The sequence below is a fragment of the Moorena producens PAL-8-15-08-1 genome (genome assembly GCF_001767235.1).
Lineage (GTDB): Bacteria > Cyanobacteriota > Cyanobacteriia > Cyanobacteriales > Coleofasciculaceae > Moorena > Moorena producens_A.
The window spans coordinates 2,397,390-2,420,465 of the sequence record NZ_CP017599.1 but is presented as its reverse complement, the minus strand read 5'-3'; the positions used below and the strand labels follow the sequence as shown (position 1 = coordinate 2,420,465).

20 protein-coding genes and 1 pseudogene are annotated in these 23,076 nt (G+C 43.7%); 8 read left to right on the top strand and 13 right to left on the bottom strand.

The annotated features are described in order from the left end of the window. Positions 1-14: 14 nt before the first annotated feature. Positions 15-1,598, bottom strand: a complete 1,584-nt coding sequence (locus BJP34_RS09345; protein ID WP_070392115.1) for a photosystem II high light acclimation radical SAM protein — start codon at positions 1,596-1,598, stop codon at positions 15-17. A 601-nt stretch (positions 1,599-2,199) separates the two neighbouring features. Between BJP34_RS09345 and BJP34_RS09340 the strand changes: the two genes are divergently transcribed. Both BJP34_RS09340 and BJP34_RS09335 read left to right on the top strand, forming a co-directional pair. Then, positions 2,200-2,586: a DUF1830 domain-containing protein gene (locus BJP34_RS09340; RefSeq protein WP_070392114.1), complete on the top strand. Its 387-nt coding sequence runs from the start codon at positions 2,200-2,202 to the stop codon at positions 2,584-2,586. An 80-nt stretch (positions 2,587-2,666) separates the two neighbouring features. Then, the gene (locus BJP34_RS09335; RefSeq protein WP_070392113.1) at positions 2,667-3,107 is read left to right on the top strand and encodes a DUF4079 domain-containing protein; all 441 of its coding nucleotides are present in this window, start codon (positions 2,667-2,669) and stop codon (positions 3,105-3,107) included. Positions 3,108-3,225: 118 nt separating this feature from the next. On the opposite strand, the gene gcvT is transcribed toward BJP34_RS09335, so the two are convergent. Beyond that, complete coding sequence (gene gcvT / locus BJP34_RS09330; protein WP_070392112.1) at positions 3,226-4,383, bottom strand: glycine cleavage system aminomethyltransferase GcvT; 1,158 nt, start codon at positions 4,381-4,383, stop codon at positions 3,226-3,228. Between the two features lie 277 nt (positions 4,384-4,660). On the opposite strand from gcvT, the gene BJP34_RS09325 reads away from it, so the two are divergent. Continuing rightward, positions 4,661-4,891, top strand: coding sequence for a hypothetical protein (locus tag BJP34_RS09325; protein WP_070392111.1), 231 nt, complete (start codon positions 4,661-4,663; stop codon positions 4,889-4,891). Positions 4,892-5,163: 272 nt separating this feature from the next. Here the strand turns inward: BJP34_RS09325 and BJP34_RS09320 are convergent, their stop codons facing one another. From BJP34_RS09320 to BJP34_RS09310, 3 genes are all read right to left on the bottom strand, one after another. Further along, complete coding sequence (locus BJP34_RS09320; protein WP_070392110.1) at positions 5,164-5,931, bottom strand: SDR family NAD(P)-dependent oxidoreductase; 768 nt, start codon at positions 5,929-5,931, stop codon at positions 5,164-5,166. Between the two features lie 294 nt (positions 5,932-6,225). After that, positions 6,226-6,801, bottom strand: coding sequence for a Uma2 family endonuclease (locus tag BJP34_RS09315; RefSeq protein ID WP_070392109.1), 576 nt, complete (start codon positions 6,799-6,801; stop codon positions 6,226-6,228). Positions 6,802-7,167: 366 nt separating this feature from the next. Continuing rightward, on the bottom strand, positions 7,168-7,782 hold the full coding sequence (locus BJP34_RS09310) for a hypothetical protein (RefSeq protein ID WP_070392108.1): 615 nt from the start codon (positions 7,780-7,782) through the stop codon (positions 7,168-7,170). Between BJP34_RS09310 and BJP34_RS42820 the strand changes: the two genes are divergently transcribed. After that, positions 7,761-7,937, top strand: a complete 177-nt coding sequence (locus tag BJP34_RS42820) for a hypothetical protein (protein ID WP_158517104.1) — start codon at positions 7,761-7,763, stop codon at positions 7,935-7,937. The genes BJP34_RS09310 and BJP34_RS42820 overlap by 22 nt on opposite strands. Here BJP34_RS42820 and BJP34_RS09305 read toward each other — a convergent pair. From BJP34_RS09305 to BJP34_RS09290, 4 genes are all read right to left on the bottom strand, one after another. Continuing rightward, positions 7,929-8,687, bottom strand: coding sequence for a DNA polymerase beta superfamily protein (locus BJP34_RS09305; RefSeq protein WP_070392107.1), 759 nt, complete (start codon positions 8,685-8,687; stop codon positions 7,929-7,931). The genes BJP34_RS42820 and BJP34_RS09305 overlap by 9 nt on opposite strands. Before the next feature lie 74 nt (positions 8,688-8,761). Then, complete coding sequence (locus BJP34_RS09300) at positions 8,762-9,700, bottom strand: DNA polymerase beta superfamily protein (protein WP_070392106.1); 939 nt, start codon at positions 9,698-9,700, stop codon at positions 8,762-8,764. 497 nt (positions 9,701-10,197) lie between these two features. Next, entirely contained in the window at positions 10,198-10,674 is a 477-nt protein-coding gene (locus BJP34_RS09295) for a helix-turn-helix domain-containing protein (RefSeq protein WP_070392105.1), read from the bottom strand. Between the two features lie 197 nt (positions 10,675-10,871). Beyond that, the gene (locus tag BJP34_RS09290) at positions 10,872-11,408 is read right to left on the bottom strand and encodes a helix-turn-helix transcriptional regulator (RefSeq protein WP_070392104.1); all 537 of its coding nucleotides are present in this window, start codon (positions 11,406-11,408) and stop codon (positions 10,872-10,874) included. 742 nt (positions 11,409-12,150) lie between these two features. Here BJP34_RS09290 and BJP34_RS09285 point away from each other — a divergent pair. After that, the gene (locus BJP34_RS09285) at positions 12,151-15,786 is read left to right on the top strand and encodes an NB-ARC domain-containing protein (protein ID WP_229424307.1); all 3,636 of its coding nucleotides are present in this window, start codon (positions 12,151-12,153) and stop codon (positions 15,784-15,786) included. 23 nt (positions 15,787-15,809) lie between these two features. Here the strand turns inward: BJP34_RS09285 and BJP34_RS47245 are convergent, their stop codons facing one another. The 4 genes from BJP34_RS47245 to BJP34_RS09275 all read right to left on the bottom strand — a co-directional run bounded on the left by BJP34_RS47245 (position 15,810) and on the right by BJP34_RS09275 (position 18,496). Then, positions 15,810-15,953 carry a hypothetical protein gene (locus BJP34_RS47245; protein WP_229424306.1) on the bottom strand — a complete coding sequence of 48 codons (144 nt, stop codon included), beginning with the start codon at positions 15,951-15,953 and terminating at the stop codon, positions 15,810-15,812. A 49-nt stretch (positions 15,954-16,002) separates the two neighbouring features. After that, the gene (locus tag BJP34_RS09280; RefSeq protein ID WP_070392103.1) at positions 16,003-17,436 is read right to left on the bottom strand and encodes a hypothetical protein; all 1,434 of its coding nucleotides are present in this window, start codon (positions 17,434-17,436) and stop codon (positions 16,003-16,005) included. A 13-nt stretch (positions 17,437-17,449) separates the two neighbouring features. After that, the gene (locus BJP34_RS48620; RefSeq protein WP_267876524.1) at positions 17,450-17,572 is read right to left on the bottom strand and encodes a hypothetical protein; all 123 of its coding nucleotides are present in this window, start codon (positions 17,570-17,572) and stop codon (positions 17,450-17,452) included. Between the two features lie 471 nt (positions 17,573-18,043). Next, positions 18,044-18,496: a hypothetical protein gene (locus BJP34_RS09275; RefSeq protein ID WP_070392102.1), complete on the bottom strand. Its 453-nt coding sequence runs from the start codon at positions 18,494-18,496 to the stop codon at positions 18,044-18,046. 108 nt (positions 18,497-18,604) lie between these two features. Between BJP34_RS09275 and BJP34_RS47240 the strand changes: the two genes are divergently transcribed. The 3 genes and pseudogenes from BJP34_RS47240 (at position 18,605) to BJP34_RS09260 (ending at position 23,009) form a co-directional block, all read left to right on the top strand. After that, positions 18,605-19,246: a caspase family protein gene (locus BJP34_RS47240; protein WP_070392101.1), complete on the top strand. Its 642-nt coding sequence runs from the start codon at positions 18,605-18,607 to the stop codon at positions 19,244-19,246. After that, positions 19,167-20,585, top strand: a pseudogene (locus BJP34_RS50355) (ATP-binding protein); the annotation flags it as partial. The gene BJP34_RS47240 and the pseudogene BJP34_RS50355, both read left to right, overlap by 80 nt. Further along, positions 20,583-23,009: a WD40 repeat domain-containing protein gene (locus BJP34_RS09260; RefSeq protein WP_324611079.1), complete on the top strand. Its 2,427-nt coding sequence runs from the start codon at positions 20,583-20,585 to the stop codon at positions 23,007-23,009. The pseudogene BJP34_RS50355 and the gene BJP34_RS09260, both read left to right, overlap by 3 nt. Positions 23,010-23,076: the final 67 nt, after the last annotated feature.

The following is a 23,076-nucleotide window of genomic DNA, read 5'->3' as shown; positions in this document are numbered from 1 at the left end:
GCCATTTCAGCTTTCTATTTCCTTAAACTGACCAGTTGTTTTTCTTGCTGTTTATTTGCTACTATTGGGGCAGTGAGGGCTGCTTCTAATGGAGCCACTCCTAGTCTTTTTTCAAGGATTTTCATTACTTCACGGCCAAAATCATTAGAATTTTGCCGCCAAGCTTCTAGACAAACTTCACCAAAGAAAGACCCTAGGGGTTCGGGATTCCATAGGAGTTTCTTGGCTGTCCAGGGCATCAAACTCATAGGATCATAGTCCCGGTTGAGGATAGTTTTGTCAAAGGCGTACTGTTCTAAATGGGTATGGGGTTGTAGACCAATGAAGAAAATGGCTGGTTCGACTTTATCCCTACCAAATATTTGCTCTAGTTCCCGGTGATAGGCAATAGTCTGACGAATGGTATCAAAGGTTTCATCGATCACATTGAAAGAATAGTTGACGGAAACTAGGTCATTGAAGCCAGCTGCTTTTAAATCACGACAGTTTTGCAGTACGGTGCGTAGGTTATAGCCCATGCGCATTTTCCGCACCAGTTCCTGAGAACCACTGGTAATTCCGATTTCAAAGTAATTCATCCCGGTTTTTACCATCAGGTCGCATAATTCTGGGGTGAGATTGTCTGCCCGAATGTATGCTGCCCAGTTAATGTCGCTCATGCCAGCATCAAGGATTTTCTGCAACAGTTCAACGGCATCATCAATGAATTTTTTGGCAGGAATGAACTGAGCATCAGTGAACCAGAACTTCCGGATACCTCGGTCATAAAGTTGGCGCATTTCTGCCACCACTTCATCTGCCGGGTTAATCCGTACCTGTTTGCCTTCTACAACCGTATAGATACAGTAGCAGCAGTTATGGGGACACCCACGCTTGGTTTGAACTCCAATGTAAAAGTCGTTTTCTTGGAAGTAATAATCAAAGCTGGGCCAGATGCTTTGAATATAGTCGTAGTTGCAAGCAATTTTTTCAATGGGAGTGGGAGACTCATGGATCATGCGATCGCGTGGCTTGGTTTCCCCTACCACATAACACCGCTGATCATCGAAGTCCTGACCCCAGAGAAGTTTCGTGAGTAAGGTTTCCCCTTCTCCAATGGAAACGATGGTTCCAGTTGGCAGTTTATTTTCCAACTGCTCATAGAATACACTAACTGCTCCACCTCCCACAATCAGGCGAGCGTCTGGGTTATATCGTTTAGCCCGTTTGAGTCCTTGTTTGATTAACCCCAAGTTACCCCACAGTTCCCCATAGTAAGACGCTGCTAAACGCAGACCCCCCAGCGCTCCCCGTAATTTCACCAAGGGATTGCCAGCATAGTAAAACTCAAAGGCATTTTGGAGCGGGTTACCACCCCTACCACCCACTGGAGCATAGATTTGAATGTCGCGCCAGGAAAATACCAACATGGTTGGTTTAAACTGGTCTATCTCAGTATCCAAGGCGCTGCCAAAGTCTAGGGGAGGTACAGTTCCCAAGTCAAAAATGCGCTGTTCTACATCCGGGAACTGTTTATGAACATGGTCAGCTAAATAAACCACCCCGATCGGAAAGATTGGATTACAAGGAAGGCGAACGTATAGTATTTTCTGTGCCATTGGTAACTGTTTATAGTAATTATTTTTTGTTATTATAAGTTATTTTTATCAGGAAGCTTAGTTTGGGTTATTCTTGACCAATTCCGTTCGCTTAGCTTGGCCGTTCGCTTAGGGTGGCCGAAAGGCCAAAAGGCCAATTAAGCTCAATATTTCAAGCCAGATCTATACTCAGAGTTATAGACAGATTTATCTACCGCCGTTTTCTCTACTTTGAGACTACGGCGGGCAGAACCTACCAAGGGTGGGCAACAATTATGAAATTGGTGTTTACATATCTTTACTTTACCAAAATTAGGGATTTACCTCAACCTTATGGTATTTTTGTGTATAGGGATCAAAAATCAGCATAAAGTCATCTAATAGCGTAAAGTACTATAATAGGCTTTATAGAGTGAGCATTAGAGCTGAGTTATGCTGAATATCGCAAAAAAAAGCAAATAATCCTAAATAATAGCAATAATTAGCATACTGACCCAGTTTTGTCGGTGAGCGGCTGAGTTGGACTTCAATGATTAGTAGCCGTGTTTACAACTCGCCGGGATCATAAATGCTACCTTGGTGTTTGTAATAAATTAATCTTTAGAGAATAAATACAGCTGTTATGACACAAATTTTTGATCCTGTTCCTTCAGATAGCCAGGATTCGCTTCTGTGCTGCTATGTGAATGCCACTAGCCAGATCCAGATTGCTAGAATAACTAATATACCTAACTGGTACTTTGAAAGAGTTGTTTTCCCAGGGCAGCGCTTAGTTTTTGAAGCACCGCCACAGGCTCTTCTAGAAATACATACAGGGATGATGGCAAGTTCTATTCTCTCAGATACCATCCCTTGTGACCGCTTATTGGTTAGCCAAAGTGCTAATGCTTATGGCTATGCTGTTTCCGCCGAATCAGCCAAACCTGCGGATATCAAAGCACATCCAGAAACAGTTGATAGTGAAAGAGTTTTAACTGAAAAATTGCCTACGCTCGTTAGCGCGGTCTAGTTACTATAATCTATACGTTGGGGTTGCTTACAACAGGAGCAACCCCTTTTTCATGTTATGTTTTATCACCCCATCACCTTGTGAATCTCCCTTCTTTTCTCTGGCTCTGGAAAATTGCTGCTTGGTCAATGGGTTTATCCCTCTTTGCCTATGTACTCCTGGCAATCACCGGCAGCATTGCCTTTTATCAACGTCACTCCGGACGTCCACGACCGACTTGGTTACGCCCTCTGCACTACATCATTGGCTGGATCATGGTCGCTCTAGTCTTGGTTCTGCTGGGAATTGGTTTAGTAGGGACCATCGGCCATTACGGTAATCTAGGTCATTCAGCCCACTTAATTGCTGGATGGTCTGTGGTAGCACTGGTGTTGCTCTCAGCCTTTAGTGCTACCCAAATAAGTCCTCGACAACCCTTAGCAAAGGCTGTTCACGTTGCTACTAACATTGCTTTGCTAGTGGGATTTACCTGGGTTTCCCTGACTGGTTGGGAAGTTGTCCAGAAATATATTAGGCATTAGGCAACCGAAAGTTGAACGTTGAGAGTTGAAAGTTGAAAGTTGAAAGTTGAAAGTTGAGAGTTGAAAGTTGAAAGTTGAAAGTTGAAACTTTAAGGTTATCTGTCAGCCATGGATAGCTTTACTTTGCCGATGGACGATTTTCAGAGCGATAAAAAGGCTTCTTGACCACAACGGCTGGATAGGATTTACCCCGGATTTCTACTTCCAGCTGCTGTCCAACTTTGCCCAACTTTCTGGGAACATAGGCTAGTGCGATCGCATTTCCTAAGGTTGGTGCTAATGTACCGCTAGTGACAACTCCTACCACCTCACCATCAGCTAGCACTGGGTAACCATGGCGAGCAATCTGCCGTCCTTGCATCTGGATCCCAACTAGCTTGCGTTCGATCCCCGTTGCTTTTTGTTGCTCTAGCACCGAGCGTCCGATGAAGTCTCCTTTGCTATCAAGATGCACTAGCCAACCTAACCCAGCTTCTAAGGGTGTAGTGGTATCATCAATATCTTGTCCGTAGAGTGCCATTGCCGCTTCTAGGCGCAGGGTATCTCTGGCACCTAAACCACAGGGAGTCACACCAGACTCTAAAAGTGTCAGCCACAGCTCTATTCCCACATCTGGGTCTAGCATCAGCTCAAATCCATCTTCCCCCGTGTAACCCGTTCTAGCAATAAATGCCGGTTTTCCCAACACCGTTGCCTCTAGATGTCCAAACGCTTTGACTGGTGCTAAGGCTTCTTTGACAAATGGCTGAAGATGTGATATTGCTAATGGTCCCTGTACTGCGATCAACACTTTGGATGTTGAAAGGTCTTGTAAGGTAACTAAATCAGTATCCAGGTGAGCTAACAACCAGTCTTTGTCTTTGGTGCAGGTTGCTCCATTAACAATCATCATCCCCCGCTGCTCCCCAGACTCCTCCTCACCTTGGTAGTAGAAGATAATGTCATCAATGATGCCACCATTCGGATTTAACAACACCGTGTATTGAGCTTGACCTGGTTGCAAGCGGGTTAAATCTGAAGGTACTAGAGACTGCAATTGCTCCCGTAGTTGCTTACCATGAAAAGCAAACTTACCCATATGGGAGATGTCGAAAATTCCGACAGCAGTTCGTACTGCAGCATGTTCTTTTTTCAATCCGCTAAATTGTACTGGCATTTCCCAACCCGCAAAAGCTGTCAAGCGGGCATTTTGTGCTACCACCTGATCAAATAGGGGAGTGCGAGCCAATTTAGGGGTTTCGGATTGAGACTCTGGAGATCCTGGGGAATTTGCCACGGGTTTTAATAATGGTGTTCAGTTATCAGGTTAGTCTAACATTTATCTGCTATTATCAGATCCGTTCCCGTAGCACAATGTGGAATGGGCATCTTGCCCGTGTAGCACAATGTGGAATGGGCATCTTGCCCGTGTAGCACAATGTGGAATGGGCATCTTGCCCGTTACAATTTCGCGTTTTATTAACAACAGTTGGTAAACAGTTGGTAAACGCGCCACTTTTAAATTTATCACCATTAAGCTACTATATTGTATTGGTAAACACTATCCCACTACTATGAACAAAAAAGTAATTTGGTATATCAAATCTCAAGTTGGAGTTCTGCTTTTTCCCTTAGGTTTATGCTTATTTGGAGAAGCCGTTTCTAAACGAATTGAAGGAGAGCCTTGGTTTTGGTTAGGGACCTTAAGCTTAGTGGTGATTAATGCCGGGATTGGTTTGATGATTGAAAGCGGATTGATATCCGGTTTTCCTAGGAATAACGTTGCCAAAGACGACTCAAACTAGTCAGTCCTAAAGACTGAATAAAAGCTTTATCTAAGCATTCAGCATTCAGCGGTCAGCGGTCAGCGGTCAGCGGTCAGCGGTCAGCGGTCAGCGGTCAGCTGACAATCAACCTCTTTCGTGACTATTCAACTAATCCTTACCTCTTGTCTTGAAAAGACTTTTGTGACTATTAAACTAATCCTTAGCTGTTTTATTCAAAAGCTGATAACTGATAGCTGATTACTGATAGCTGATAGCTGATCGCTGATCGCTAATAGCTGATCGCTGATAGCTTACCAAGGTAACTTGCTTCCATCCCAGGAGAAAAACTTTCCACTATCCCCTTTATCCAGCTTTTCGATTACCCCCAGTAGTTGAGTAACAGTACGCTCTACTGGGAATAACTTATCAGCAGGTACATTTTTTTGAAAGGGTTTAGACAGTCGCGTATTGGTTGTACCAGGATGTAACGTGACAACGATAGTTTGAGGACTTTTTCTACTATATTCAATTGCCACCGTTCGCATAAACATATTTAAGGCTGCTTTCGATGCTCGATAGCCATACCATCCTCCCAGTTGGTTATCACCAATACTGCCAATTTTTGCAGAAATGCTAGCAAAAATACTGCGATCGCTATGACGGAATAATGGTAAAAGATGTTTAGCCAGCAGCACTGCTCCAATACTGTTAACCTGGAAGTAACGCATCAAGTGTTCTGAATTAATCTGTTTCAGGCTTTTTTCTGGTTGTAAGCTGCCGTCATGAAGCAATCCAACACAATTAATCACTAAATGGAGTTTGTCTATCTCTACACTGATTTGTTTGATAGCTTCAGATACTTGCAACTCATCGGTAATATCCATCGATAGAGAAACTAATCGATTAGGATAGTTGTTTTCAAGGGCAATTAATTCCGAACTAGAGTCACGGTGACGATAAGTACCATAAATCTTGGTAAATCTGTCATCTTGCAGCAACTGTTTGACAAACGCCAGACCAATACCTCCATTGGAACCGATAATTAAGGCATTGGCATTGTTAATTCCATCTATAAACATTTATTAGCGCTCCGCGCAGGGAGTAGGGAGTAGGGAGTAGGGAGTAGGGAGTAGGGGGAATTTTGGGAAGTTTGCGGAGATAGGGCAGATTTTTGTTAAGAGGAATTATCCTGATAGGATTGTAACGCTTAAATTATAGCGTTTCTCGTAGCTATGAGGTACACATTATTTTTTACCTCTTCCCTCTTCCCTTTTCCCTCTTACCTCTTACCTGCTCCGAAGTCCCTGCTCCGAAGTCCCTAAAAACCATAAATTTATACCTCACAAGTCGTAGAATTGCTATAACAAACAACATTAGCTCAAAATTTGTGCCAAATCTAGTACAAATCCAGGCAACACATCCTCTCCTGACAAGCTGCTCGGGGATTCCAAAACCTCCCTATCCTGCCTTTGGCGATAAATTGTTACCTGTTGATTTTGAGGGTCAATTAGCCAACCTAGACGTACACCACAGTCCATGTACTCTTGCATTTTTTCCTGCAACGTCTTGAGGCTGTCATTAGCAGAGCGGAGTTCCATTACAAAATCAGGAGCCATTGGTAAGAATTTAGCAGGATCTGGATTAAGGGCTTCTAATCTTTCTCGCCTTACCCAGGAGGCATCAGGAGAACGATTGGCACCATTAGAAAGCCTAAACCCCGTTGAGGAATCAAACGCTAATCCAGTTCCATCACTATCAGCCCAATTGCCCAAACGTTGAGTCAGTCGGCTATTCCGGTTTCCGCTTTTCCATCCCGTTGGTGGCATGATAATTAGTTCTCCCTTGCTGGTACTCTCAAGACGTAAATCTCTATTGTCCTGACAGAGTTGGAAGAACTGTTGATCAGTTAGTTTAATGGTGGGAGCTATGTTGAGAATAAGAGCAGTCATAATTAATAAGTAAGTATTCAGCCGTCAGCCGTCAGCCGTCAGCTGTTCGCTGACGCTGCTTGAGGTGCTTATTTTATTCAAAAGCTGTTCGGTGTAGCATTGGCTATGGGCATAAACTGTTCCGGTAGCGTGGCTACAGCGCTTTTGGCTGATAGCTTATAGCTGAATGCTTACATTAATAATTATAGCAATTTCCGGGAGAGAGGGAGTAGGCATGCTAGCAATAGGCATGCTAGCAATAGGCAACAGTAGTAAAGAGCTGGGATAATTTTTTGATATTATTATACTAAATTAGTTTTCTAAGTATTTAGCTGACCACTGACCACTGACCACTGACCACTGACCGCTGATGGCTAAATGCTTAGCTTAGGGTTTAAAAGTACCCACTGAAATATCAACACTAACTGGGTCTTCATTATCCACTAAACCATCGCCATTTTCATCCCAAACAGAGGTCGCAAAGAAACCGCAACGAATATCGATTTCCTGCTCAAAAACTCTCAAAAATAGAGACCCCTGTTTAGTGGCGCATTTAAATTCTGCTTTCTGGACTAGCTCTGGAGCATTTGTGCGTAATTGAGGCAATACTTTCTGGCACTGTTGGTCAGAGTTAGAGCAAGCCAATGGCTTCACAAACGTAGAATCATTGGCTACTAAGGGCAAAACCCCTAACCATGTACCAGTGCGATTGCCATTTCCTAAGGGTTTATCCCAACAAAAAAAACTGACTCGCTGGGGTTGTCCTTGATTCTGAAAAACCTTTAAATTTAAATATTTGCTATCACTACACTCCTTTTCCCATTCAGCTATTTGTTCGGGAAAACTATCGCCAAGGTCAGCTAAAACTTCCTGACATTGGCGTTCACCACAATCTCCTGCTACGTTCCGAGGCTGGGTTTTATCTGCTGGGGTTTCATTAGCACAACCAAGCACAAGCAGAGCAAGTATAATACTAGAAATTGCTAATTTTTTTACTTTCATTTAAAAATTTATTTATAATTATTATTATAGCATTTTCTAGAAATTTTCTTCCTTGCTCCCTGCTCCCTGCTCCCTGCTCCCTGCTCCCTGCTCCCTGCTCCCTGTTCCCAGATCCGCTGTTCCCTGTGCCCTTTGCTATTGCAATTTTAATTTAAATTTGCCATTCTCAATCTACAGAGCAAATCATTCAAAGCATCCTTAGCTGATGGTGCTTCTGGTAACCAACTAGACTCAGATGCTTCCTCTAATTTACTCTGTAGACGACTAGATTCTCCCTCATGAAAGTCCAAATTTGTATCTTCCAATACAGACTTTTCTGCTCCTGCTAGCTTTCGAGCAATTAAATCTGGAATATAAGGTAACTGGAACACCTCATTCAGCTTAACCAAGTTAGCCTCTATTTCCCCAGTTTTCATTAAATGGATACCAGTCAACAGCACCCGATAGACATAAAGCAAGGGTTTGACACGACATGGACTCATCTTTTGAAACAGTTTCCATTGAGTTCGGGAAAATCCTAGATAATGATGGGCATGGTAGCGAGTAATGCATTGTTTTGCGATCGCTTTTAATTCCTCATGCTCCGGTGTAGTGTGAATAACTAGGGGTGAGTACAGCTGTTCTAGGACATAACCATTCTTTTTCAGCAGCATCTCAAAGAACTTTTTGATATCGTGAGTGACTAGATCCAGTTCTATGGAATCCCGAATTTCCGAAACTTCAATCGTTTCCGGTCCCGGCTCTAGTCCTATAACCTTCTGCACTGGCAGAATGTGACTCCCACGCAAATCATAATCAGAATCTGGTGAAGGGAAACCATACAAATGCGCTCCACTGAGGGTAGCAAATAACAGTGGATGGGGTTGAGTAGAAATTACAGTTAGTAGTGTTTGGTTGAAATTCATATATAACTATAGCAATCCGTGTAGGAATTGTGATAATTTTGCTTCCCTTTTCCCTTTTCCCTACTCCCTACTCCCTACTCCCTGTTCCCTTTGCTATAAACCCTACTTTGACGTGCTTTAATCAAAAACCCATTAGCTGCTTCATAATCCGGACGTTCTGGCAAATTGGTGTTAGCAAAAGCAGCATCAAACTCTTGATGTAAGCTCAATCGCCAAGCCGTCACCTCTTCCCATGGCATTTCATCCCGACGGATGGCTAGGAGTTGTTGCCGATACGCCTCAACTTTCACTGGTACAAATCCCTCTTTCAAGACTGTGATACCTGAGAGCAATAAACGGATTAAGTGCATAGCATGTTTTAATCGAACTGCTCCTTTAGTCCGAAAATCTTGCTCCATTTTCTTAAATTGGGACATCACATACCCATTATAGGTTTGGTAAACCAACTTAGACAGAAAAATATCTCGAATAGCTAGCAATTCCTCGGCTAGGGGAGTGGCTGTTTCCACTAGTGGTGTGTAGAGACATTCCAACACATTTGGATTAGCCTTCAGTGCCAAAATGATAAACTTTTGAAGCTCCCAGTAGCACTCTTGAGTCTCGTGGTTTTCTAACTGTTCCGGAATTCCATACAAAGACCAGTGAACCACAGCTGGTGGCAGGTAAATACCCCGTCTGTCTGTATCAGAGTTTTCATCATCCAGACCAAATGCTCTCGACCCTACTACACAGCGGTAGATAACATGATCATATAAATTTAACTCTGTGAGTAAGTCTTCCGAGAGCTGTAACCCTTCTTTTTGGAAGTGTTTACGAATACTAAATTCATGGCGACGTAGAGTAACTTCCCTATCATTAGGCAAACGCACCCGATACCCATGGGAATTATCTGTTGGTGCTTTTACTATTACACCGACTGCTCCTGGTACACATAATGTTTCACCCGCAGAGTTTTTAGCAGCCACACGAGTTACAACTTGGGTACCAACTGGCAAGATTAGGTTAGGATTCATTTATTATAAGTTTTTTGTATAAACCCTAGTACAAGTTTAATCTATTAAACCACTATAGCATTTTTTCCTAAAATACAGCCTTTTTAATAACTATTAAGTACACAAAATAATTTCCCTATGCCCTGATCCGAAGACCCCTAAAACCCAGAGATTTGTCCCTGACCGAACCGAATTGAAAACCGCTGTATCTTAGAGGTTGTATGAGAAGTATCATTGGCTACATCAAAGCCCCCGTTGGTCCCCCAAGCGAGCAATCCCTCGTTTGGGGGACTTTTACCAGCAAATAAATTCTTGTTCCCCCCAGAATTGGGGGGCTAGGGGGGCAAAAATCAGTATCAAAAAACTTTTTAGATATCCTCTTAGGTTTGATGGTAAAAGCAATGGGGTGCATCTCCTAAAAGCTGTTTGACACAGTGGTGCGTTACGGGGCGGACTGTCCAAACCCTGGCGCTTGAGCGGAAAATGAGAGTCCCCCTAAAGCACCACTAGCAAGATTTTCAAATATGAGATGCACCCAAGCAATGCAGCAAGTTATCCAATAGTTTTTCTTGATCAGGATGATTTTTTTTTGTTTTTTGTAAATTATTCTTGGCTTCTGCTAGCAAGTAATAATAACTACTTAGAGACTTGAAACTTACATTATATTTATCAACTAAATAAAATTTTAATTCATATAAACTCCAGTCAGATTGTTTTTGTAGCCAATCAATAACTTCTTGTTTTTCTTTTTTATTCAAATAGCCCTTTCCCCCTTTATAAGATAATTTTAATCCTTCTATTCCCGCTGTATTAAATCGTTTCTTCCATTTACTAATAAAGCTTTTTGATACATTTAAAGCTTCGGATATTGATTGATAGTTCCAGCCATCTATGACAAATTTTACAGCCAGCGCTCTTTTTAATTCTCTTGAATCTGGATTCCTCTTAATCCACTCATTTAACTCTTTATTTTTTTGATTTTCTTGATTTGACATAGATTTTGTTTAATTAATATGTTTGATTATTTTTAAAGAATTTAAAATTTGTTATATTGGGTTATAGGATGATCGTTACTATACTGAATAGTAATTATTAATTAAAATCAATCATCATCGATCGATCATTAGTTTGTTTATAAAACCCTAAAATACCCAAACAATTAAACACTGAAGGCTATACTTTGCAAAAAAAATCAGTATTTTTGTTTAGCGTAAATATTTTTTAAGTGCTTCTTCACCGTATTGATGCTGATAAATAGCTGCTGGGCAATTTCTCTGTAAGTCAAGTTGGCTTTTTTAAGTGACCAAATTTCCTGTTCGCGAGGCGTTAACCCATATTTGAGCGCATCAGTGCTAGCGGAATTTTGAGAAGATTGACTTTGATCTTCTAGGGTGACTAAAAGGTAAGGTTCTGGGGATAATTCTAACGTTAACCATCTAACCCTAACCCGAAAGTTAACTGACTTATCTACTTTAATTTCAGCTTCGATAATTAGTTTGCGATCGCAAAACCACTCACGACTATCAATTAATGATTCGCAAACTCGCCAAATTGGATCAGGGATAGAATTTATCTGTGACCTACCTTGAGTGATTTTAGAACACATTCGACGTCCACACTCATTGGCATGAAACCAATCTTGGTTAGTAGTTAGAATCAGCACACCATCCACAAATCCCTCAAGGATTGCTTGGATCAGTAATGGGGGTTCTGACCTTGTTTGTGCCATGACTACTTAAACCTGAATTACACATTATCCAGAATTCCGAATTTGTCCAGTGTGCGCTAGATACAGTTTTGGCTCAGCTGCGGATCACAACAGATGAGCCAAAACTGCCACTTGACAATTGGGAAAATAAAGTATAATATTCCTGAGCTCTTAACTGGCTCTAGTTTGAATTATTAACACATCAAGTAGCAAAGAATTGTGAACAGGATTCTGAAGAGGTTTCCTGAGGTGCGACAATCACGCGAATTTAATTCTTAATGGGTCAAGGGCACCTAAGTGTTGGGCGATCTTGTTACTGACGCAAGGGACTGTGTCTACTGACAAAGCCTCCCAAAGGTTCTCGCGTGTTGCGAGGATGTTTGAGAAGTAGCACATGTTTGGCATCAGCCATAATAATCCCAAATCTCAGGGACTTTGAGCCACTTACCCCTCTTGCTTTGGGGGGTTAGGGGGGTATGTACGAGTAGGATCCAACACGTTTAAAATAGCCTCTTAGACCTGGAATATGCCTAAGAGCGTTTACCAGAGTTTAGCTGCGATTTCCTTGAGCTTAGGTATTGGTTCGATTCTACTATAGTATGCATTTTTATTTGAGATGTAAACAGCAGACCCGTCGAAACAAGGAACTTCCGATCAGGGAACAGGGAACAGTAGGAAAGAGCTCCAAAGAGTTTTTGATGTTATGAGACATCAGCAAGATTGTTGATGACCTATTTGTAAATCCTATAGCTGAGGTGAGATTTTGCCATCTTTACAAGCGTCTCGACAGGGAAGACTAACAATTAAACAGTATCGAAACCGAAAGGGATGGACGATAGAGGATCACAGATGGCTGGTCGAGGCGAGTAAGATCTTAAATCCAGATATCGACTGGGCATCCTCGGAGTATGGGTTGCAAGAAATCTATGCTCCTGGTGTCTCCCTAGCTACTTGGAAACGCTTCTTGCAAGGAAAACCGATTAATGCCCAAGTTTTCCAGGTATTTTGCCAAGTTTTAGGACTTAACTGGGAATATGTGATTGAGAACAGCCTCCCTAAGTCCTCAATCCAGAAGACAACCAGTAAAATCCCCTCAAATCGAGTAGATTGGTCAGCAGCGCCGGATGTGCCAGTTTTCTTTGGACGTACCGAAGAATTAGCTACCTTAGTGCAATGGATTGTCCAGGATCGTTGCCGAGTGGTGGCAATTTTAGGAATGGGTGGAATTGGCAAAACTGGACTCTCCTTGAAGCTAGGTAAGGGTGGAATTGGCAAAACTGATCAGTCCCTCAAGCTAGCCCATGGCATTCAGGATGAGTTTGAGTATGTGATTTGGCGATCGCTACTTAATGCTCCTCCCATTATCAAAATTCTCGAAGAGCTGATCAAATTTCTCTCCAACCAGGTAGAAAGCGATTTACCAGACACCCTAGATGCTCAACTATCACGACTACTTCACTATTTGCGTGAGCATCGCTGTTTGCTAATCCTGGATAATGTGGAATCAATTCTACAAGGTGGTGAGAAGCCTGGGCAATATCGAGAAGGATATGAGCAGTATGAGCAACTGTTCCGACAAATTGGAGAAGTCTCCCATCAAAGCTGCTTGTTGATCACCAGCCGAGAGAAGCCCCACGCCATTGCCAGACTTGAAGGCAAAACACGACCGGTTCGTTGTCTGGAATTAAGCGGTTTTGATGTTTCAGATGGCAAAAAAATATTTAATTCCATTGCCTCATTCTCTGGTTCAGATCAGCAATGGCAAGAACTGATTGAGTTTTACAACGGTAATCCTTTATCCCTAGAAATTGTTGCCAAGCATATTGATGAAGTATTTTTGGGGAATATTGGCGAATTTTTAACAGAAGGAAAACCAGTCTTCGATGACTTTCGTGAAGTGTTAACCTGGCACTTTGAGCACTTGTCAGACCACGAACAGGACATTCTGTACTGGTTGGCAATTAATCGGGAAGCAGTTTCCCTTGGCCAACTCCGAGAGGATATCCTCTCACCAGTCGCTAAACAACAGTTACCAGTAACACTGCAATCCCTGCAAAGACGTTTACCTTTGGAAAAAAGTTCAGCAGGCTTTACCCTGCAACCTGTGCTGATCGAGTTCATGACTGAGAAAGTCATTGAGCAGGTTAGTCAGGAAATACTAACCGATAAAATAGCTCTATTTAATTCTCATTGTTTGCTAAAGGCTTTGGCAAAACAGTACATTCGTGAAGCTCAATCCCGTCTGCTACTCAAACCAGTAATCGACCGGATAATCGCTAGTTTTAGTAGTCAAGTTTATCTGGAAGAAACCCTAAATTGTAGTCTTTCAAAGATAAGAGAAAAATTGGGGCCAAGGGTAGGCTATGCCCCCGGTAATATCCTTAATCTGCTATGCCAACTTAAAACTGATTTAAGGGGTTATGATTTTTCTAATCTCACTATTTGGCAAGCTTACCTTCAGGGGGTAGAGTTGCTAGATGTAAACTTCGCTAATGCTACCATCGCTAAATCAGTTTTTACTCAACCTTTTGGTAGTATTTTGTCAGTAGCATTTAGCCCCGATAGCCAGCTTTTGGCTGCAGGTGATAGCATGGGCAAGATTCATCTGTGGCAAATTGCTGATAGTCAATACCACTTAACCTTGAAGGGACACACCAGTTGGGTATGGTCTTTGGCCTTTACTAGGCTAGATGATGGTAACAGTGAAGAGACTCAGATTTTGGCTAGTAGCTGTGAAGATCAAACCGTCAGGCTCTGGGATATTGCTACCAGTCAATGCCTCCACACCTTGCGAGGACATAGGAGTAGAATATGGTCAATTGCTTTCAGTGGAGATGGCACAATTGTTGCTAGTGCCAGTGGCGATAACACCGTTAGAATCTGGGATGTTAGTAGCGGTGAATGCTTGAACATCTTGTCAGAGCACTCCCAGACCGTAAGAGCCGTAGCTTGTAGTCCCAATGGTGCCATTCTCGCTAGTGGCAGTGAAGATAAAACTATCAAACTCTGGGACTCTGATACAGGTGAATGCCTCAGCACCTTACAAGGACACTCTCAGCAGGTCAGGTCAGTGGCTTTCAGCCCCGATGGCACCACCCTCGCCAGTAGTAGTGATGACAAAACCGTAAGGCTATGGAATCTTAGCACCGGTGAATGCCTTGAGATTCTGCGGGGACATACAAAAAGCATACGGTCAATTGGCTTTAGTAAAGATGGCACCACTCTCGCCAGTAGTAGTGATGACAAAACCGTAAGGCTATGGAATCTTAGCACCGGTGAATGTCTCAATAAGTTGTACGGACATACTAATGGTGTATGGTCATTGGCTTTTAGTCCAGATGGCGTAACCTTAGCAAGTGGTAGTGATGACCAAACCGTAAGGCTATGGAATATTAACACTGGTCAATGCCTCAACACCTTTCGAGGATATACCAATGGCGTATGGTCTATTGCTTTCAGTCCAGATGGGACAACCCTCGCCAGTGGCAGTGAAGACCAAACCGTCAGACTTTGGGATGTTCGTACCGGTGAATGCCTCGATACCTTACGAGGACATACCAATTTGATATTTTCTGTTGGCTTCAGTCGAGATGGTACAATCCTAGTCAGTGGCTCTAAAGACCAAACCCTCAGACTCTGGGATATTAGCACTGGTGAATGCATCAATACCTTCCACGGACCGAAGTGGGTACTTTCAGTGGCTTTTAGTCCCAATGGAGCTATCTTAGCCAGTGGTCATAATGACGATAGGGTAAGAGTCTGGGATATTAGCACCGGTGAGTGTTTCCAGACCTTATTAGGACACACAGATTTGGTCTGGTCAGTGGCTTTCAGTCCAGATGGCACAATTATTGCTAGTGGCAGTGAAGACAAAACCGTTAAACTCTGGGATGTTGACACCGGTGACTGTTTGAGTAATTTGCAGGGACACCGGAATATAATCAAGTCCGTTGTGTTTAGTGGAAATGGCAGAATTCTCGCTAGTGGCTGTGAAGACCACACTCTAAGGCTCTGGGATGTTGGCACTGGTGAATGTCTCAACACGTTGCGGGGACACACCCATCGCTTACGCTCAGTGGCTTTCAGCCCTAATAGTAAACTAATCGCTAGTGGTAGTTATGATAAAACCTGTAAGCTCTGGGATGTTGGGACAGGTGAATGTTTAAAAACTCTCCATGGCCATACTAATGTGGTATGGTCTGTTGCTTTCAGTCGAGATGGTTTAATGCTGGCCAGTAGCAGCAACGATGGCACAATTAGGTTTTGGGATATTGAGACGGGTCAATGTATCAAAACCCTGAGAGTCCCTAGACCCTATGAGGGGATGAATATAGCTGGTGTTACTGGTTTAACAAAAGCAACAATGACGTCCCTGAAAGCGTTGGGAGCAGTGGATTAGACTTCCTCGCAGAAGTCGGTAATTCAGGTAGGGTGGGCAGTGCATCCGTTAGATTCATTTGCTGACCAAAGCCCATTCCTAAGCACTGCCCACCAGTAGGAACAGATGTAGAACAGATGTAGGGTGGGCAGTGCATCCGTTAGATTCACTTGCTGACCAAAGCCCATTCCTAAGCACTGCCCACCAAAGGATTAAACAATGGTGCAAGAGTTCAGTTCAACCCAACCTAATACCTGATAAGATTTTTTTCAAGCACAAAGCAATTACTCCAAAGATCACGATTAGCCCAACTGGTACTATCACACTATTGATCAAAGGGTAGTCACAGCTCTTCTCCATGGGTGGGATCAGCTTGGATACATTCTGACACTGCTTCCCTTCAAAATCCACTAAAGCTGTAACCGCTGTTCCTGCACCAACTACCGTTACTAGAGTCTGGAAGTTGCGATCGCGTTCTGCTTTTTCCAGCTCAATTTGACTACGAATGGCATTGAGCCTCGTCTCTAGCAACCGTAAGGCCACCTCCATTATATCATAGTCTTTAGTAACCTGCAATAGGTAATTTTCCTTTACCTCTTTACTAAACGTTTCTAAAAACTTCAAATTATTATCGGCACCTAATTCTTGGCATTTTTGGTTGATGATGTCTAAACGAGTTTGATAATTGAATAAATTAATTTCGATAATTTGGTTTTGAAAATTTAGTTTAGGCAAATCCAGGGTATAGTTCTGCAAAGACTTTTGAATCTCATCCAGTTTTGCGGCGATGGTTTGCTCCCTAAACCCAGAATAGTTTTGGTCACTGATAAGTCTCTGATTTTCTTCAGCCTGCTTATATAAATCTACCAAGGATTTTTTTATTAAGCGACTTTGGCTGTAAGCCCATAAAATTTTGTTTCTATAACTAAACAGACCCATCCAATCAGTATACAACTCCGCTGCCTTTTCCATACTTTCTTGGTCAGAAAAGAGCATAATGATTACATGGCAGTTGACCTGATTCAGGGGTTGATATCGCCACAGATCAAAAACTTCACCACCAAATAAGCTGCCTTTTCCATGTAAATCTTGTGACCAATTCGCCCCTTTATCGAAAACCTTATCACCAGATTTGGCAATGTCTTTTTCCTGTTTGGTCGAACTTTCGGGTGTTGATACTCCTTGTAAATCTTGTGACCAATTCGCCGCTGTCTGGAAAACCTGATAACAGGATTGAGCAATGTATTCGTAGCTTTTGCTCGACGTTTTCGGTAACCATCCAGAAAGCATCCAAGTTTGCCCTAGGATCGCCCTTTCACCTTGTAATCTCCATTCAATTTCGGCTCTGAGTCTGGCAAAACAGTCAGGATTTTGGGGATCAGTTTGATTGTTAATGGAACAATCAATTTGCAAGCCATAGGTATCATTTAAGCGGACAGGATAGTAGTACCCTTCTAGGGTATTGTTGGCTGTCGTAAAGTCATAGTACTTTTTTCTAGGGAGTAGTTCTAAATATTTGGTTTCTAGATCAGGATCGAATAATTTACTATCTGCTGGCAGTTTAGCTCGGAACTTAGCTTGGTTTTCTTGCTTCTCAGCTTCAGTGAGGTTGAGAGCATCTCGTAAGTCATATAAAAATAAATCGAGAGTTGGAAAGATTAGATCGCTCACTATAGCACTCTTTTCAATTGGGTGAGGTACAAATTATTATTTTAGGAAGCAGGGAGTAGGGAGTAGGGAGTAGGGAGCAGGGAACAGGTAACAGGGAAAAAATCCGGCGTTGCTGAATCTTCGAATGAATGCGCAATCATCTGGTGCATGTTAAAGCCCCCGTGGGTCCCCCAACTTTGCGGTGCGACCCAAGGGCGATTTACTCGCCCTAGGAGGCGCGCACCGGGAGGGACGCAAGAACGTCTTATTCCCCCCAGCGAGGGATTGCTCGCTGGGGGGTTAGGGGGGCGAAACCATACCCAGAATCAGCAACGCCAAAAATACTATGTACCTAATAGTTATGAAAAACGCTGTAATATTAAAACCGTTGTACTTTAGTTAACGTTAATTGGATTGACTAGTTAGCACGGTTAGTTAAGGAAACTCCCAGGAACTAATCATACCAAATTTATGAGTCTAGGGTTGATCCTACTTACGAGCTACATTCAATTTTATTCCCCGATCTCCCCATCTCCCCATCTCCCCATCTCCCCATCTCCCCATCTCCCCATCTCCCCATCTCCCCATCTCCCCATCTCCCCATCTCCCGACTCCCAAATTGGGTACTTTACTTTTTAGAAGTCCCTAAAAAATGTTTCAGTTTTTCCAAGGGTAATTGTTTAACAGCTGCTTCTGGCTGTTCTGAACGACTGACAACAATCACAATATTATTAATTTGTTGGTCATAGCCTGTAGGTGATGACTTAGGTTTATGTCCTCTCATGATCGTAGAGCTAGGTTTATTGACTGGCTGGATTTCCGCTGTTGTTGGGAGATAGTCTGGGGGAATATCAACCGTAGTGTCAAGTTGGTTGTAATAAGTTTGGTAACGTTGATTTAACTCAGGATTGGCTGCAATTATCTCTAGCAGCTTGGGTTTGGTATACCTCTCCCAGGCCAAAGGTTGGGCATCAAGTTGATCGCCAATTTCTTTGATGCTCTTATTATCACCTTGACTCAAGGGTGTGTCTAAATCGGTCAGAGCAAGTAAAAACGCTAATAGGGTTTTGTTGGTATTCATCAGCCACTGCTACTACTTCAATCATTATCTTTATACACGAAGGATCAGCCTAGTTCCCGAAATTGTGATAGTATGTTACCCTAATAAAAGTTTCAGAACCTCGCTCCAATGAGACCGCAATGGGAAGCCCTAATTGTTGGGATTAACCGTTATCCAGAATACACCAACTTTAACGACTTGACCGTTGCGGCATTAGATGGGGAAAATGTCGCTCAACGATTAGAGCAGTATGGCTATGAACCGTTTCGGATTCAAGACTTACCCCTTGGGTTGACCCAAAAAGGAGCAGGGGGACCATCCAGCACAGGACTAGTAAAATTAGAGGAATTAAGGTCAGCAGTCGCTAATCTGTTTAATCCTCCTCCTCCCAACCAACCTCCAGAAACCGGCCTATTCTTCTTTTCAGGCCATGGCTGTAGACAAGAGGTGGATGGTATTGAGGAAGTTTTCTTAGTGACAAGTGATGCCTTTCCTGATGTGGGAATTTATGGCTATCCTCTGCGGGAGTTGGGTGAGCAAATCGCAACTAGCCCAGTCAAACAGGTAGTGATTTGGTTAGATTGTTGCTACAGTGGCGAGTTACTAAGCTTGCTCCCATTTATCCCAACTGATAAAGCTTACTGCTTGATTACTGCTACTCGTTCCTTTGAACCGGGAGTAGAGATTAGCCATGAACAAGGAAGGGGTATTTACCAGGGAGTTACTGACAGGATTAAATCCGGAAAATCACCCGGATGGTATTGTTACTAGTCATAATTTGGCCTTGTTTATTGAGCAGCGGATGTCAAGGACTGGACAACGTCCTTTAATCGCTAACTCTGAACAAGCCATTCTACTGACTAGCCTGTTTCCGAAACTGAGCTTTCAGGATAAGTGCCCCTATCGGTCTCTGTCTTATTTTACCGATAAACCAGAGGATGCTCTGGTGTTTTACGGTCGCTCTAAGTTGACCGAGCAATTAATTGAGCGAGTGAAAACTAAAGACCGTCTGCTGGTAGTGTTAGGAGCTTCCGGCAGTGGCAAGTCTTCCTTACTCAGGGCAGGCTTGTTGTATCAACTGAAGTTAGGGCAGGCAATTGTTGGAAGCGATGCAGCGCGGTCTTGGGGGTTCCCCCCATGAGCGACTGCATCAAGAAGCGATCGCTGGCATTATCTAGAACCTTTCACTCCGGGTGTTGCACCAAAGCAAAGGTTACAGGAGGTGCTGGAGTTGGGAAAGCTTTTAGAGAACAAGGGAGGCAATTCTAGTCTTACTCTAGTAGCGACTTCTGAACCGGTGGTCATGATTATTGACCAGTTTGAAGAGTGCTTCACTATGAGTCAACCTGACCAACGCCTGGAATTCTTTAACGGTTTAATGGAATTATTAGAGCAGAAAGACAATCTAATTGTGTTAATTGCCATGCGCTCTGACTTTCGGGGGCGGTCGCGAAAGTATCCTCAATTTGTTGAAAAGATCAATAGACCATACATCAATGTTGACCAGTTGAACCGTCAGGAAATTGAAGAAGCGATGCAGCGCGGTCTTGGGGGTTCCCCCCATGAGCGACTGCATCAAGAAGCGATCGCACTACCAGCTGAATTAGTAGGATTAGGGATTGAGGGGAGATTAAAACAGCAACTGATTAACGATGTCGAAGATTATCCAGGTAGCCTTCCCCTGCTCCAATATACTCTGACGGAATTATGGAAACAGTCAAGACAGCAGCAGGAAACGTTTTTACGGTTAGAAACCTATCAACAGTTAGGGGGAATTGAGGGAACTCTGGAAAAGAAGGCAAATCAGGTATTTGATAGTCTCTCCCAGGTAGAACAAACTGTGGCTAGGCGTTTGTTGTTGGAATTAACTCAAGTGGGAGAGACTCTCGATACCCGTAGACGAGTACGCCTGGGGGAGTTAGTCAATTCTCATCACAGTTTAGAACTGCTCGATGCTGTTAGCCAGACCTTAGCCAGTTCAGACAACCGCTTGATTACTAGAAGTCATGAGGAAAATTCCCAGGATGTGGTTTTGGATGTGGTGCACGAAGCCTTGATTCGCCACTGGGGAAGGTTGGTGGAGTGGAAGCAGACTTACACAGAAGCGATGGTGATCGAAAGCAAGCTGGAAGCGGCGGCAGAAGAATGGCAGGAGAAGGGAAAGAAGCGCGATGATGCGGGTCTACTGTTGCAAGGGGGGAGGTTGGTAGAAGCCCAGGAGTATTTAAGAAAGTATGGTGAATTGGGGATGTTGAATGGGTTGGCCGAGGAGTATATTGAGGTTAGCCGTCACAAGCACAAGCAAATCACCCGTAACCGCAGGTTAGTAGCGGTAGGGTTTATTGGTGTGTTGGTATTGGGGACAGTTGCTTCAACGGTTTTTGGATTGGAGTCTCGTAAGCAGGCGAGAAAGGCAGAAGAAAGTGAAATTAAAGCCCTGAATCAATCTTCAGAACTCTTGTTTACCTCAAAGCAAGCCTTTGATGCTCTAAAAGAGAGTTTAAGGGCAGTAGGAAAACTCCAAAAGGCAAAAAGGGTAAAAGGTGATACTAGAATACAAGTGATCGCTAAGTTGCAGCAATCTCTCTATGGCGTCAACCAGTATAATAGCCTGGATAAACATACTGATACTGTCACTAGCGTCGCCTTTAGCCGAGATGGCCAGACTATCGCTTCTGCTAGTTGGGACAACACCGTGAAACTATGGAATCTACAAGGCAAACACCTGCACACCCTCACTGGACATAGCGAACCTGTCACTAGCCTCGTCTTTAGCCGAGATGGCCAGACTATCGCTTCTGCTAGTTTGGACAACACCGTGAAACTATGGAATCTACAAGGCAAACACCTGCACACCCTCACTGGACATAGCGAACCTGTCACTAGCCTCGTCTTTAGCCGAGATGGCCAGACTATCGCTACTGCTAGTTTTGACAACACCGTGAAACTGTGGAATCTCAAAGGCAAACCCCTGCACACCCTCACTGGACATAGCGAACCTGTCACTAGCGTGGCCTTTAGCCGAGATGGCCAGACTATCGCTTCTGCTAGTTGGGACAACACCGTGAAACTGTGGAATCTCAAAGGCAAAGACCTGCACACCCTCACTGGACATAGCGAACCTGTCAATAGCGTCGCCTTTAGCCGAGATGGCCAGACTATCGCTTCTGCTAGTTGGGACAACACCGTGAAACTGTGGAATCTCAAAGGCAAAGACCTGCACACCCTCACTGGACATAGCGCAGATGTCACTAGTCTCGCCTTTAGCCCAGATGGCCAGACTATCGCTACTGCTAGTTTGGACAACACCGTGAAACTGTGGAATCTGCAAGGCAAAGTACTGCAAACCCTCACCGGACATAGCCAATATCTCATAACCGTCGCCTTTAGCCCAGACGGCCAAACTATCGCTACTGCTAGTTTGGACAACACCGTGAAACTGTGGAATCTCAAAGGCAAACCCCTGCACACCCTCACTGGACATAGCGAACCTGTCACTAGCGTGGCCTTTAGCCGAGATGGCCAGACTATCGCTTCTGCTAGTTTGGACAACACCGTGAAACTGTGGAATCTCAAAGGCAAAGACCTGCACATCCTCACTGGACATAGCGCAGATGTCACTAGCGTCGCCTTTAGCCGAGATGACCAGACTATTGCTACTGCTAGTTGGGACAAGACGGTGAAACTATGGAATCACCAAGGCAAACACCTGCAAACCCTCACCGGACATAGCGATTGGGTGAATAGCGTGGTCTTTAGCCCAGATGGCCAGACTATCGCTACTGCTAGTGATGACAACACGGTGAAACTGTGGAATCTCAAAGGCAAACCCCTGCACACCCTCACTGGACATAGCGATTGGGTGAATAGCGTGGTCTTTAGCCGAGATGGCCAGACTATCGCTACTGCTAGTGATGACAAGACTGTGAAACTGTGGAATCTCAAAGGCAAACACCTGCACACCCTCACTGGACATAGCGAACCTGTCAATAGCGTGGCCTTTAGCCGAGATGGCCAGACTATCGCTTCTGCTAGTTGGGACAAGACTGTGAAACTGTGGAATCTCAAAGGCAAGCACCTGCACACCCTCACCGAACACAAAGCAAATGTCACTAGCGTGGCCTTTAGCCGAGATGGCCAGACTATCGCTACTGCTAGTTGGGACAAGACGGTGAAACTATGGAATCACCAAGGCAAACACCTGCAAACCCTCACCGGACATAGCGATTGGGTCAATAACGTGGTCTTTAGCCGAGATGGCCAGACTCTTGCTTCTGCTAGTTGGGACAAGACGGTGAAACTATGGAATCACCAAGGCAAACACCTGCAAACCCTCACCGGACATAGCGATTGGGTCAATAGCGTGGTCTTTAGCCGAGATGGCCAGACTCTTGCTTCTGCTAGTGCAGACAACACTGTAATTTTATGGAATTTCGATTTAGATGATTTAGTGGCAAAGAGTTGTGATTGGCTCCATGATTACCTAGTCACTCATGAAGACGAAGAAGAATTAAGGAAAATTTGTGGTATGTGAAGGAAGAAGGGAGCAGGGAGTAGGGAGCAGGGAGCAGGGAGATAGGGAAATGGGTATAATTTTTTAG